This window comes from Phenylobacterium aquaticum (genome assembly GCF_947378715.1).
Classification (GTDB): Bacteria; Pseudomonadota; Alphaproteobacteria; order Caulobacterales; family Caulobacteraceae; genus Phenylobacterium; species Phenylobacterium aquaticum_A.
This window is the reverse complement of the sequence record NZ_CANCLE010000128.1, coordinates 1-11,752: the sequence shown is the minus strand read 5'-3', so window position 1 is coordinate 11,752 and position 11,752 is coordinate 1. Positions and strand designations below refer to the sequence as shown.

Below are 11,752 nucleotides of genomic sequence, written 5' to 3'. Positions count from 1 at the left end.
TCCTCGAAGGCCGGGTCGCGGCTGAACTGGTCAGCCAGCAGGATCGGCTCAGCCAGCTGGCCCTTGCGGACATGGGTCTCGATGGCCTGGAACAGCCGCTGGTGGAAGGGCTCGTAGAAATGCCGGGCCTGCAGGAAGTCGCCCAGCCGCTCAAAGGCGGCGTTGTCATAGAGGACGGCGCCCAGCAGGGCCTGCTCGGCCTCGATGTTGGCGGGGGCGTGGGGAATGCCCGCGTCATTGTGAGCGGGTCGGAGATCAAGAGCGGGGACCAAAGCCATAGGTTACCGATATCTTACCGCCCGGCCCCTCGGCACTGCGACGAGACGTCCGCACACAGGAATTCCTCGGGCCTGTGGAGAACGTCGCAAGAGCCCCTGGACCGTGGGCTCAGTCTGCCCGCCCGCTACGTCAAAGCCGGTCGTTGAATGCAGAAACGGCGCGAAACCGAGGTTCCGCGCCGCCTTGTAGATCTGAGGCCGAAGGGCGTCGCCGATCAGGCTTCGCTGTAATCGCCTTCGTGCGATCCCGCGCCACCGGCCAGCATGTCCTGGGCGGCTTCCTCGGAGGCCAGACGGTCCTCCTCGAATTGCGAGCTGATCACGTTTTCGCCGCGCGCCTGGCGCTCGGCTTCGTCGGCGCTGCGGGCGATGTTCAGGGTCACCGTCACCGTCACTTCGGCGTGCAGGCGCACCTTCACTTCGTGCAGGCCCAGCGTCTTGATCGGCTTGTCGAGCACGACCATCGAACGTTCAACCTTGCCGCCTTCGGCATTGATGATGTCCGAGACGTCGCGGCCCGAGACCGAACCATAGAGCTGGCCGCTTTCGCCAGCCTGACGGATCAGGATGTAGGCGGTGCCGTCCAGCTTTTCGCCAGACTTGCCGGCCTGTTCCTTGGCCTTCAGGTTGCGGGCTTCGATCTCGGCGCGCTGGGCGTCGAAGATCTTCATGTTGCCGCTGTTGGCGCGCAGCGCCTTGTGACGGGGCAGCAGATAGTTACGGGCGTACCCGTCCTTCACCGTGACCACATCGCCCAGGGCGCCACGGCCCTCGACGCGTTCGAGCAGAATGACTTTCATGGGTCCGGCTCCCTTACTTCACGACGTAGGGCAGCAGGGCCAGGAAGCGGGCGCGCTTGATGGCCTTGGCCAGTTCACGTTGCTTCTTGGCCGAGACGGCGGTGATGCGCGACGGCACGATCTTGCCGCGCTCGGAGACGTAACGCTGCAGCAGCTTCACGTCCTTGTAGTCGATCTTCGGCGCGTTGGCGCCCGAGAACGGGCAGACCTTACGGCGGCGGAAGAAGGGGCGGCGGGCGGCGCCCGCAGCGGCCGGAGCCGCGGAGGTTTCGTCGGTCATGAGGATCCTCCCTTTCTCTAGAAGCTGTCTTCGCGGCGCGGTTCGCGCTCGCGGTCACGATCGCGACGGGCCAGAACCGGCGAGAGCTCCAGGTCGAGCTCTTCGACGCGGACGGTCATGAAACGCAGCACGTCTTCGTTGATCGACAGCTGGCGCTCCATCTCCTTCACCGCCGGCGCCGGGGCGTCGATGGCGAGCAGGGAGTAGTGACCCTTGCGGTTCTTCTTGATGCGATAGGTGAGGTTACGAAGACCCCAGTACTCGATCTTGGCGACGGCGCCGCCACCCTCTTCGATGAGGGACTTGATCGTGTCGTTGAGGGCTTCAGCTTGTTGCGGCGAAATATCCTGCCGCGAAATGACAACGTGCTCGTAGAGCGCCATAGGTCCTTTTCCCTTGTGGAATGCGGCGCGTCCGGCGGCGGGTGACCGCAGAAAGCGATGGATCCTGGGCGAGGCGAGCGGGGCTTTCCCGCTCCTTTTGAATTCCGTACCCGGGACCGCAGTCCGTGAAGAGCGGGGCTCATAGGGGAAAAAGCGTTGTGGGGCAAGGTGCTTCCACTTGCCTTGACTGAGCGTCGCATCCAGCGCCACAACTGGAGTTGCAATCGGGGGTTGGCTATATGAGAGCGCGGATCGCGACAGTTCTCGGTGTGGTTCTGGCCTGCGGGCTTTGGGTAGGAGCCGCCCAAGCGGCGGACACCGCCGGGCCAAGCCCGAAGACCTTGGCCCTCGCCAAGCGCTATATCGAACTCAGCCACCTGCCAGACACCATGGCGGGCATGCTGAAGTCGCTCATCCCGGCCATGCTGGACCAGATGAGCAAGGGCAATCCGACAGCGACGCCTGAGATCAAGGCGGCCATCTCTGGGGCCGTTCTGGAGGCGAGCCCCGCGATGGTTCAAAAGCTCATCGATCGGGCCATACCGATCTATGCTGAAACCTATTCCGACGAGGAACTCGAAGCGATCATCGCGTTTGTCGGGAGCCCGGCAGGCCAGGCCATGATCGCCAAGGCGCCCCTGGTCACCGCCAAACTCACCCCCGCCATGATCGATATCATGCCGGCGTTTCAGGCGGACGTCTTGGTCAGGATGTGCGCCAAGATCGACTGCACAGGCATGCGCCCAGCGGCCAAGCCGTCCGCCTCCTGACTCCTACTTCGGGTGCTTCGCGCGCCAGGCCTTGAGCGAGGCCATGGTCTGGTTGACGTGGTCGTCGGCGGCCATATTCGTATAGGCCGAGATCACCTTGCCGTCGGGGGCGATGACGTAGGAGCTGCGCGCCGACAGGTCCATCGGCATGGTCATGCCGGCCATCTTCAGGGGCGAGTCATAGGACTTGGCGATCTTGGCGCCGACGTCCGCCGCCACCGGGAACTTGCCGCCGCAATGTTCGGTCTCGCTGGAGAAGGCGGCCAGTTCGTCGACCTTGCCGGCGGTGACCCCGATCAGGGTCGCGCCCTGAGCCTTGAAGTCGGCGGCGGCCTCCGAGAACAGGTGGGCTTCCAGATTGCAGCCCTTGGTGTGGGCCGAGGGGAAGAAGTACAGCACGACCGGCCCCTTCTTGCGCGCGGCGGCCATGTCGAAGGTGAAGGGCTTGCCGGCAAGGTAGGCCGGGGCCGTGAAGTCGGGCGCCTTGGCGCCGGCCGCGAGGTCGGCCAGGGCCGGGGTGGCGAGGGCGGCGAGCGCCAGGGTGGCGATGATGGCGGGGCGATTCATGGGGGGTCCTCCTGCTGCGCCGATGATACGCACACTTTAGCCGTCTGGACGCAGCCCTGTCTTCGCGGCAAAGGCGGTAGCTTCTGTTTCCTGGCGGAGTTGCGGACATGACGGCGGCGGTGGACGTGGCCCTGCGCGATATCGATATCCCGGAACTGCCCAACCACTATCGGGGCAAGGTCCGTGACAATTACGACCTGCCGGACGGGCGGCGCATCATCATCGCCTCGGATCGGATCTCGGCCTTCGACCGGATCCTGGCGGCGATCCCCTACAAGGGCCAGGTGCTGACCCAGACTGCACGGTTCTGGTTCGAAGAGACCGCCGACCTCTGCCCCAACCACGTGCTCACCTATCCCGACCCGAATGTGGTCGTGGGCCAAAGGCTCGACATCCTGCCGGTCGAGATCGTGGTGCGCGACTATCTGGCCGGCACGACCGGCACCTCGATCCTGACCCTCTATAGGAAGGGGCAGAGGACGATGTACGGGACCACCCTGCCGGACGGCCTGCGCGACAATCAGCAGCTGCCGGCACCGATCATCACCCCCACCAGCAAGGCCTTCGACGGCGGCCATGACGAACCGCTGAGCGCCGCCGAGATCCTCGACCAGAAGCTGCTCACCGCCGAACAATGGGAGACGGTCTCGGCCTATGCCCTGGCCCTGTTCGCCCGCGGCCAGAAGATCGCCGCCGAGCGCGGCCTGATCCTGGTCGACACCAAGTACGAGTTCGGCCTCGACCGCGATGGCAAGATCATCCTGGCCGACGAGATCCACACCCCCGATTCCAGCCGCTACTGGTTCGCCAGCTCCTATGCCGAAAGCTTCGCGTCCGGCGCCCGTCCGGAGAGCTTCGACAAGGACTTCGTGCGCGCCTGGGTGGCGGAGCGCTGCGATCCCTACAAGGATGAGATTCCGGCCATCCCCGAGGCGATGCTGTGGGAGACCTCGGCAGTCTATGTGAAGGCCTATGAGACCATCACCGGCCAGACCTTCGTCGCACCGGACCCGAGCGAGCCCGTGCACGCACGCCTGCGCCGCAACCTCGCCCAGTTCTTCTAGGAGTTCCCGACCATGCGCGCGATCCAGACCAGCCTTCTGGCCCTGACCCTGGCGTTCGCGGCCCATGCCGCCGAGGCGGGCGACATCGTGGTCCATGCCGGAACCCTGATCGACGGGGTCGCGGCCCAACCCCGGCGACAGGTCTCGATCCTGATCCACGACGACATGATCACGGCGATCAAGGACGGCTATGTCAGCCCGGCCGGCGCCCAGGCGATCGACCTGTCCAGGGCCACCGTCCTGCCGGGCTTCATCGACGTCCATGTTCACATCGGGGCCAAGCTGCCCAGCACCACCAACGCCACGGAATACTGGGTGACCCACTCGGCCATCGACCAGGCCTTCGACGACGCGGTCTACGCCCGCGCCATGCTGCAGCAGGGCTTCACCAGCGCCCGCGATGTCGGCGGCGGCGACGATAGCGTCTCGGTCCGCGACGCCATCAATGACGGCAAGATCGCGGGCCCCCGCCTGTGGGTGGCGCTGGAAGCGCTTGGCCCCACCGCCGGCCATGGCGACCCGCGCTCAGGTCTCGACCCGGCCCTGTCGCATCCCGGCTGGGAGAACGGCATCGTCGACACCCCTGAGATGGCCCGCATCCGCGTGCGCGAGCACAAGCGTCGCGGCGCCAATCTGATCAAGATCATGCCCTCGGGCGGCATCGCCTCCACCGGTGACGACCCGCGCCAGCAGCTGATGACCGACGAGGAGATGAAGGTCGCCGTCGACACCGCCCACAGCCTGGGCATGAAGGTCGCGGCCCACATCTATCCGGCCGGGGCCATCGAGGCCGCCGTCCGGGCCGGGGTGGATTCAGTCGAGCACGGCTCCTTCGCCACCGACCAGACCTTCGCCCTGATGAAGGCGCACGGCACCTATCTGGTCCCGACGCTCACCGTGTTCGACACCTTCTACGCCGCCGCCCGCGACCATCCGGAGCTGCTCACGCCCGGCACGGCCGCGAAGGAACTGGCCAATGACCTGCTGCCCAAACAGAACCTGCCGCGTGCGCTGAAGTCCGGTGTGAAGATCGCCTACGGCACCGACCTGGGCGAAGGCGACCACGCCATGGAGTTCCGGCTGTTCATCGAGGGCGGCATGGCCCCGATGGACGCGGTCTTCGCCGCCACCCGCAACGGCGCCGAGCTGATCGGCTCCGACAAGATCGGGTCAATTCAGCCTGGCCGCTACGCCGACCTGGTCGCCGTGCCGGGCGATCCGCTGAAGGATGTCACCCAGTACGAGAAGGTGGCCTTCGTCATGAAGGGCGGGGTGGTCTATCGCGAGGCCGGCAAGCCCACCGCCCAGCCCTAGCTGAGCGCGCGCCTGGCCACATAGGCGGCGGTGGCGAGGATCATCACCGCGAACAGCCGCCGGGCCAGGTCCGCCCGTCCCGCCAGGGCGCGGGCGGCGGGCAGGCCGATGGCCGTTCCAGCAGCGCCGCCCAGCACCAGCAGGCCAAACAGCGGCCAGTCGACCAGGCCGGAGGCGGCGTAGCTGGCGCTGGTCGCCGCCCCGAACAGGGCCACCGACACCAGGGAGGACGCCGCCGCATTGGCCAGCGTCATGCCGGTCGCCGCCATCAGCCCGGGCGCGATCAGGAACCCGCCGCCGATCCCGAAGAAGCCGGCGGCCAGGCCGGTGGCGAGCCCAACCGGGGCCAGCCTGCGGGTCAGGGCCGGCGTCAGATGAACGTTGGGGTCGCCGACGCCCTTGCGGGGCAGCAGCATGGAGGCGGCGACCAGGCTCATGGCCAGGGCGAACCAGGCCAGTAGCGGCTGGGCGGGCGTGGCCTTGGCGAACTGGGCGCCGACCAGGGCGCCGGCCAGGCCGGAGCCGCCGAACACCAGGGCGCAGGGCCACTTGACCCGTCCCGCCCGCGCCTGACCGGCCAGGCCCGCGGCCGCATTGACCGCCACGGCCGCTGCCGAGGTGCCGATCGCGATATGGGCGTCGGCCACCCCCACGCCGTAGAGCAGCAACGGCGTCGCCAGGACGGAGCCGCCGCCGCCAAACACGGTCAGCAGGAAGCCGATCACCCCACCGCCGGCGACGGCGATCAGGTCGGGCCAGAGATGTGCGGGCATGGGATCAGGCCTGGACCCGGTTCCAGGGGGCGAGCGCCAGGATCCTGGCCATGCCGCAGAAGCCGGTGACGCCGGCGAAGGTCAGGCCCGCCCCGACGAAGGCGGACAGGCCGTAGAACCCTGGATTGACGGTGACGCCGAGGATCACCCCGGTCAGGACCAGCAGGCCCGCCGTGATCATCACCTGGCGGTTCATCTCGATCGGCGCCCTCGTGTTCTCCGCCACCGGCAGGCCCGCCTTGGTCCAGGCGTCCAGCCCGCCCTCCAGCACATAGGCTTCGCCCGAGATGCTGGCGGCGAGGCGATCGCAATTGGCCCCGGTGCGCATGCCGGTCTTGCAGGTGAAGACGGCGTCCTGGCTGGCCTCGATCTTCAGATGAGCAGCCTCGAAGGTGGACAGCGGCCGTGAGATCGCGCCCGGCGCATGGGCGCGGGCGAACTCGTCAGGCTCACGGATATCGATCAGGACGGCGCGCCCATCCTTCAGGCGCTGGGCGACCTCAGAAGCGGGCTGGGGGATCAGGCGGGGCGTCATGGGATATCCTCATGTCTGGGGGACAGAAGATCTCGGCGAGCGTCTCCACCACCTTCACGGCGGCCGGGTCAGCGATGCGGTACCAGATGGACTGACCCTCCCTGCGGGTGGCCAGAACCCCTTCCTGCCGCAACACCGCCAGATGCTGTGAGAGAGCTGACTGCGACAGACCGACCAGGGGCTGAAGCTCCCCGACCGACCGTTCGCCGCCCGCCAGCTGGCACAGGATCATCAGCCGCCGTTCATTGGCGAGCGCCCGCAGAAGCTTGGCGGCTTCCACGGCGCTGGCCTCGAATCGGGCGATGTCGAAGGACGCGAGATCGAACATGAGCGATATATATAAGTTGACGCTAATTTAGCAATGACTAATATGCAGGGATCAACCCCATCGAGGCTCTCCTGATGTCCGTCGACGTGCAAGCCTTCTTCGACCCGGCCACCAACACCGTCTCCTATATCGTGTCCGACCCCAGCTCGGGCGCGGCCGCCATCATTGATCCGGTCCTGGACTATGTGCCCGCCACGGGCCGGGTCACCAACGCCTCGGCCGACCACCTGCTGGCCGCGATCGCGGCCAGGGGCCTGGACCTGAAGTGGATCCTGGAGACCCACGCCCATGCGGACCATCTGACCGCCGCCGACTATCTGCGCGGTCGCACGGGCGTACCGGTCGCCACCGGCGCCCTGGTCACGAGCGTCCAGAAGCGTTTCGCCCGGCTGTTCGAGGCCGACGACGTGGACCTGACCGGCGCGGCCTTTGACCGCCTGTTGGCCGACGGCGACAAGCTGGCCTTGGGCGGGCTGTCGGTCGAGGTGCTCCACACGCCGGGCCACACGGGCGCTTGCGTGTCCTACCGGATCGGGGACGCGGTCTTTGTCGGCGACACCCTGTTCATGCCGGACTATGGCACGGCGCGGACCGATTTCCCGGGCGGCGACGCAGCGACCCTCTACCGGTCGATCCGCAAGATCCTCGACCTGCCGGCCGACACCCGGGTCTTCACCGGCCACGACTATCTTCCGGCCGGCCGCACCGAGCCCCAGTGGGAAAGCACGGTCGCCGAGCAGACGGCGAAGAATGTCCACATCCACCAGGGCGTTGACGAGGCGGCTTTCGTCGCCCAGCGCCAGGCGCGCGACAAGACGCTCGCCCCGCCCGTGCTGATCTGGCCGTCGCTGCAGGTCAATATCCGCGCCGGCGCCCTGCCGCCCGCCACGGCGGCCGGTCACGTCTATCTGCGCATCCCGATCAACCTCGCCTAGGTTCGTCTCAGCATTCGCGGCCAAGCTTCGCCTCGCCCTGGCGGGGGGAATCCGCCATTCTGCGCGGATGCAGAACGAACCATTTTTTCAAAGGGACGGTATTTATTACGTCCCGCAATCATCCTCGCGCGGCCCCTGGAACCCCCAATCCCTGCACGGCCGCGTCATCGCCGGCCTGCTCGGCCACGCCCTTGAAGACGCCTTCGGCGATCCCGGCTTCGTCCCGGCCCGCCTGACTGTCGACATGTACAAGCTGCCCGGCTTCGATCCGGTCGAGATCAGGACAGCCCTGGTCCGGGAGGGCGGCCGCATCAAGGTCGCGGAGGCGGAGTTCATTTCCGGTGGCGTCTCCATGGCGCGGGCCTCCTGCCAGTTCCTGCGCATCACCGAGGCGCCGGCCGGCGAGGTCCATGGTCCGGGCAACTGGGATGTCCCCGCCCCGGAGGACATCGCGGCGCCCGATCCAGGAACCGGCCCCATGGGCAGGATGTGGGCGACCCGACCGATCCAGGGCGGCTTCGGCCAGCCGGGCAAGGTCCGCCAGGTCTGGATGAGCGAGGTCCGCGAAATGGTCGGCGGCGTGCCCCTGACCCCGTTCCAGCGGGTCGCGGTGGCCTGTGACTTCGTCAGCCCCTTCGCCCACGCTTCGTCCGAGGGCCTCACCTATATCAATTCCGACGTCACGCTTTATCTGCAAAGGCTGCCGGTGGGTGAATGGATCGGCTTCGAGAAGACCGACCACCAGGCGACCCTCGGCGTCGCGGTCGGCGAATGCCGCCTCTACGACCGCCAGGGCCCCATAGGCCTGGCGGCGTGTGCGGCCCTGGGTCAGAGACGGCCGCCGCCGAAGCCGTAGCGTCTACCCGATCCGGCTCGACATCCCGCCGTCGACGTGCAGCACCACGCCGGTGATGAACCGGGCCTCGTCGGAGGCCAGGAACAGGGCGGCGTAGGCGGTGTCCTGTGCTGAGCCCATCTGGCCGCCCAGGGGCACGCGGCCGGCCCGGGCCGCGCGGACGGCTTCGACCGTCTGACCGGTAGCCTGGGCGATGCCCTCGACGGCCATGGGCGTGTCCATCAGCCCCATGGCCACGGCGTTGCAGCGCACGCCCTTGCCGGCATTGGCCTGGGCCACGCTGGTGGTCATGCGGTTCACCCCGGCCTTGGAGACCTCGTAGGCCATCTGGTTGCCGCCGGCGATCCCGGCCAGGGACGAGACGTTGACGATCGCGCCCGCGCCGGCCTCGCGCATCAGCGGCAGGGCGGCCTTGATCGTCAGCCACATGCCTTTCAGGTTCACCGACATGATGCGGTCGAAGGCGGCTTCCTCCAGCCGGTGGGCGGGCCCGTCGCCGCCGCCGCCGATGCCGACATTGTTGACCAGGATGTCGATCCGGCCCCAGCGGGCCTTGGCGGCCTCGACAATGCCGGCGGCCTGGTCCGGACGTGTGATGTCGGCGTGATGACTCCAAGCCTTGCCGCCCTCGGCCCCGATCATGGCCGCGGTCTCCTCGGCCCGTTCCGGCGCGCGGTCCACGCACAGCACCTCCGCGCCTTCGCGAGCGAACATCAAGGCGATGGCCCGGCCATTGCCGAGGGTTTCCCCCGGCGTCTGGCCGGCCCCGACCACCACGGCGACCTTGCCGGCAAGACGTCCCGCCATGGTCAGAAGCCCTTCAGGTCAGGGTCGAGGGTCTGGCCGGGATCAAGCTGCACCCCGAAGCTGTTCAGAATCATCGAGACCTGGGTGTACTGGCCGGCCGTGAACACCACGTCCATGCACTGCTTGTCGCTGAAGTGGGCCTTGAGCGCGGTCCAGGTGGGGGTGGTGATGAACTGGTCGTGGTGCAGTTCGTCGCTGGCCCTCAGCAGGGCCGCGTCGGCCGGGCTCCAGCTGGGCGCGTCGGCGCCCACCTTGATGGCCGCGACCTCGGTGGCGGTCAGCCCGCTGCGCAGACCGATCTCGGTGTGCTGGGTCCATTCATAGCCGGACTTGCAGAGGAACCCGATGCGCAGGATCACGATCTCGCGCTCCCGGGCCGGCAGGTCGTTGCGCTTGGAGAGCACGTAGTTGCCCCAGGCCAGGAACCCCTTTGCCGCCTTGGGCGCGCGCACGAAGGTGCGGAAGATGTTCAACACCCGGCCGGTCGCCATCATCGGCGCCACGATTTCCTGCTGGTCGGCGTCGAACTCGTGGTCCGCCAGCGGCGCGATGCGTGGGCTTGTCAGTCGCATGAGGGTTCCTCCCGGGGCGGTCAGCGCCCTCTTGGCGCCATCCTACCGGGCCCGGGGGATGGGCTGTCAAACGAAGTTCTCGAAGACCGGGTTTGGTCCGAGAGCTCAGCGCGGCCGACGGGGCAGGGGCGGTCTCGGCGGGGCTTGCGCGGAGCGCCGGCTATCATAGGCGGCCTGCCAGTCCTCGGCGCCCGGAGACGGCCGCGAGACTGGGGTGGGAGAGGGCCGGGACGCGTTCGGACGCGGCGAGAGAGGCCGGCGCGCCCACGGTCCGGCCTGGGCCGGCCCGGCGATGATCATGACCAACGCCGCGATCAGCGGCCATCCGCGCGGGCCCATTGTGGAAGCCTTCGTCCTGAGCAAACCAGCCGCCAGCCTCGCGCGCCTGGATCAGCCGCCGGTGTCCGGGCGGTGAAGAACTGTATCAAACTGTCGCCACCCGCCCGGTTACACTTTGATGCAATCCGGCGCCGGAGCGAGACATGGCGCTTACGGGGCTCCCCCAGTCTGACATCACCGACGGCGCGTCCGTCATCTCAGACAGGAACTTCCCCATGTTCTCTCGAACCCTCATCGCTTCCGCCGGGCTCGCCGCCCTCCTGGCCGTCGCCGCCACCGCTCCGGCCGAAGCCGCGGGCCACAGCCGCTCGACCTCGGTCCAGGGCTCCGGCGGTCACGGCTACACCAGCTCGGCCGCAGTCAGCCGCGTCCCCGGGGCCACGGCCTCCAGCCGCTCGGTCCAGACCAACGCCGGCTATGGCGGGACCTCCAGCCGCACGGCCACCTACGGCAATGGCGCCTATCAGGGCTCCGGCGGCGTGACCCTCAATAACGGCATGTCCACCAGCCACGACGCCTCGGTTCAGGCGAATGGCGACGGCAGCGCCGCCTATTCCGCTTCGCGCACCGGAGTGACGGGCCAATCCACCTCGGTCTCCGGGACCGTCAGCCACACCGGCCCCCAATAGGGACCGGTCGAGGCCGCGCGAATCCCCCCACCCCGGTGTCGCGCGGCCTCACAGCCCATTCGCCTTCAAAGGTCCGAACCTATGCGCATCCCCCTCGCTCTGCTGGCCGCCACGGGGCTTCTCGTCCTGGCCCCCGCCGCCTTCGCCTTCCCCGATCCGGCCGAGATGCTGGCCCAGGCTGACCTCAATCACGACGGACAGATCACCCGCGCCGAATTCCGCCAGGTCCGTGACCAGCGGTTCGACCAACTCGATCGTCGCCACCTGGGCTATGTCGGCCTCGACGCCTATCCGCGCATGGCGATGATCGGCGGCCGTGGCGACGCCATGCTGGCCATGGTCCAGAGCCTGGACCTCAACCACGACGGCAAGGTCACCCGCTGGGAGTTCGACCATGGCCCGACCCCGGTCTTCGACCGCGCCGACCTCAACCACGACAATGTCGTCAGCCGGGCTGAACTGGCCGCCTTGCGCGCGGCGGGCGGCTGATCATGCGACACCTGCTGCACGGCGGCTCGGGCA

Annotated in this window: 17 protein-coding genes; 7 read left to right on the top strand and 10 right to left on the bottom strand. The window is 67.9% G+C overall.

The window, feature by feature from the left end; all coding sequences use genetic code 11:
- The 4 genes from Q7P21_RS15325 to rpsF form a co-directional block, all read right to left on the bottom strand.
- Positions 1-278 (bottom strand): DnaB-like helicase N-terminal domain-containing protein (locus Q7P21_RS15325; protein WP_304177748.1); only part of this gene is annotated, 278 nt, incomplete at its 3' end.
- A 215-nt stretch (positions 279-493) separates the two neighbouring features.
- Positions 494-1,078 carry a 50S ribosomal protein L9 gene (rplI, locus tag Q7P21_RS15320; protein WP_304171561.1) on the bottom strand — a complete coding sequence of 195 codons (585 nt, stop codon included), beginning with the start codon at positions 1,076-1,078 and terminating at the stop codon, positions 494-496.
- A gap of 13 nt (positions 1,079-1,091) precedes the next feature.
- Entirely contained in the window at positions 1,092-1,358 is a 267-nt protein-coding gene (rpsR, locus tag Q7P21_RS15315; RefSeq protein WP_242565097.1) for a 30S ribosomal protein S18, read from the bottom strand.
- Positions 1,359-1,375: 17 nt separating this feature from the next.
- On the bottom strand, positions 1,376-1,741 hold the full coding sequence (gene rpsF / locus Q7P21_RS15310; protein WP_304171559.1) for a 30S ribosomal protein S6: 366 nt from the start codon (positions 1,739-1,741) through the stop codon (positions 1,376-1,378).
- A 341-nt stretch (positions 1,742-2,082) separates the two neighbouring features.
- On the opposite strand from rpsF, the gene Q7P21_RS15305 reads away from it, so the two are divergent.
- Positions 2,083-2,511, top strand: coding sequence for a DUF2059 domain-containing protein (locus Q7P21_RS15305; RefSeq protein WP_304177746.1), 429 nt, complete (start codon positions 2,083-2,085; stop codon positions 2,509-2,511).
- Between the two features lie 3 nt (positions 2,512-2,514).
- On the opposite strand, the gene Q7P21_RS15300 is transcribed toward Q7P21_RS15305, so the two are convergent.
- Positions 2,515-3,078, bottom strand: a complete 564-nt coding sequence (locus Q7P21_RS15300; RefSeq protein ID WP_304171555.1) for a peroxiredoxin — start codon at positions 3,076-3,078, stop codon at positions 2,515-2,517.
- A gap of 107 nt (positions 3,079-3,185) precedes the next feature.
- On the opposite strand from Q7P21_RS15300, the gene Q7P21_RS15295 reads away from it, so the two are divergent.
- Positions 3,186-4,142: a phosphoribosylaminoimidazolesuccinocarboxamide synthase gene (locus Q7P21_RS15295; protein WP_304177744.1), complete on the top strand. Its 957-nt coding sequence runs from the start codon at positions 3,186-3,188 to the stop codon at positions 4,140-4,142.
- A gap of 12 nt (positions 4,143-4,154) precedes the next feature.
- Positions 4,155-5,456, top strand: coding sequence for an amidohydrolase family protein (locus Q7P21_RS15290; RefSeq protein ID WP_304177743.1), 1,302 nt, complete (start codon positions 4,155-4,157; stop codon positions 5,454-5,456).
- On the opposite strand, the gene Q7P21_RS15285 is transcribed toward Q7P21_RS15290, so the two are convergent.
- The 3 genes from Q7P21_RS15285 to Q7P21_RS15275 are packed head-to-tail and all read right to left on the bottom strand — an operon-like array spanning position 5,453 to position 7,092.
- Entirely contained in the window at positions 5,453-6,229 is a 777-nt protein-coding gene (locus Q7P21_RS15285; protein ID WP_304177741.1) for a sulfite exporter TauE/SafE family protein, read from the bottom strand. The two genes, Q7P21_RS15290 and Q7P21_RS15285, sit on opposite strands and share 4 nt — an antisense overlap.
- Before the next feature lie 4 nt (positions 6,230-6,233).
- Entirely contained in the window at positions 6,234-6,764 is a 531-nt protein-coding gene (locus tag Q7P21_RS15280) for a rhodanese family protein (protein WP_304177740.1), read from the bottom strand.
- On the bottom strand, positions 6,730-7,092 hold the full coding sequence (locus tag Q7P21_RS15275) for a helix-turn-helix transcriptional regulator (protein WP_304177738.1): 363 nt from the start codon (positions 7,090-7,092) through the stop codon (positions 6,730-6,732). Before Q7P21_RS15275 ends, Q7P21_RS15280 begins: the two co-directional genes overlap by 35 nt.
- Positions 7,093-7,166: 74 nt before the next feature.
- On the opposite strand from Q7P21_RS15275, the gene Q7P21_RS15270 reads away from it, so the two are divergent.
- Both Q7P21_RS15270 and Q7P21_RS15265 read left to right on the top strand, forming a co-directional pair.
- On the top strand, positions 7,167-8,027 hold the full coding sequence (locus Q7P21_RS15270; protein WP_304171467.1) for an MBL fold metallo-hydrolase: 861 nt from the start codon (positions 7,167-7,169) through the stop codon (positions 8,025-8,027).
- A 67-nt stretch (positions 8,028-8,094) separates the two neighbouring features.
- Positions 8,095-8,883 carry a thioesterase family protein gene (locus tag Q7P21_RS15265; RefSeq protein WP_304171465.1) on the top strand — a complete coding sequence of 263 codons (789 nt, stop codon included), beginning with the start codon at positions 8,095-8,097 and terminating at the stop codon, positions 8,881-8,883.
- A 3-nt stretch (positions 8,884-8,886) separates the two neighbouring features.
- Here the strand turns inward: Q7P21_RS15265 and Q7P21_RS15260 are convergent, their stop codons facing one another.
- A complete protein-coding gene (locus Q7P21_RS15260) occupies positions 8,887-9,690 on the bottom strand; it encodes an SDR family NAD(P)-dependent oxidoreductase (RefSeq protein WP_304171463.1) in 804 nt (267 codons plus the stop codon).
- Positions 9,691-9,692: 2 nt separating this feature from the next.
- Positions 9,693-10,262, bottom strand: a complete 570-nt coding sequence (locus tag Q7P21_RS15255) for a carboxymuconolactone decarboxylase family protein (protein WP_304171461.1) — start codon at positions 10,260-10,262, stop codon at positions 9,693-9,695.
- 554 nt (positions 10,263-10,816) lie between these two features.
- On the opposite strand from Q7P21_RS15255, the gene Q7P21_RS15250 reads away from it, so the two are divergent.
- Together Q7P21_RS15250 and Q7P21_RS15245 are read left to right on the top strand one after the other, a co-directional pair.
- Positions 10,817-11,230, top strand: a complete 414-nt coding sequence (locus Q7P21_RS15250; RefSeq protein WP_304171459.1) for a hypothetical protein — start codon at positions 10,817-10,819, stop codon at positions 11,228-11,230.
- A gap of 81 nt (positions 11,231-11,311) precedes the next feature.
- Positions 11,312-11,719: an EF-hand domain-containing protein gene (locus Q7P21_RS15245; RefSeq protein WP_304171458.1), complete on the top strand. Its 408-nt coding sequence runs from the start codon at positions 11,312-11,314 to the stop codon at positions 11,717-11,719.
- The last annotated feature ends 33 nt before the right edge of the window (positions 11,720-11,752 follow it).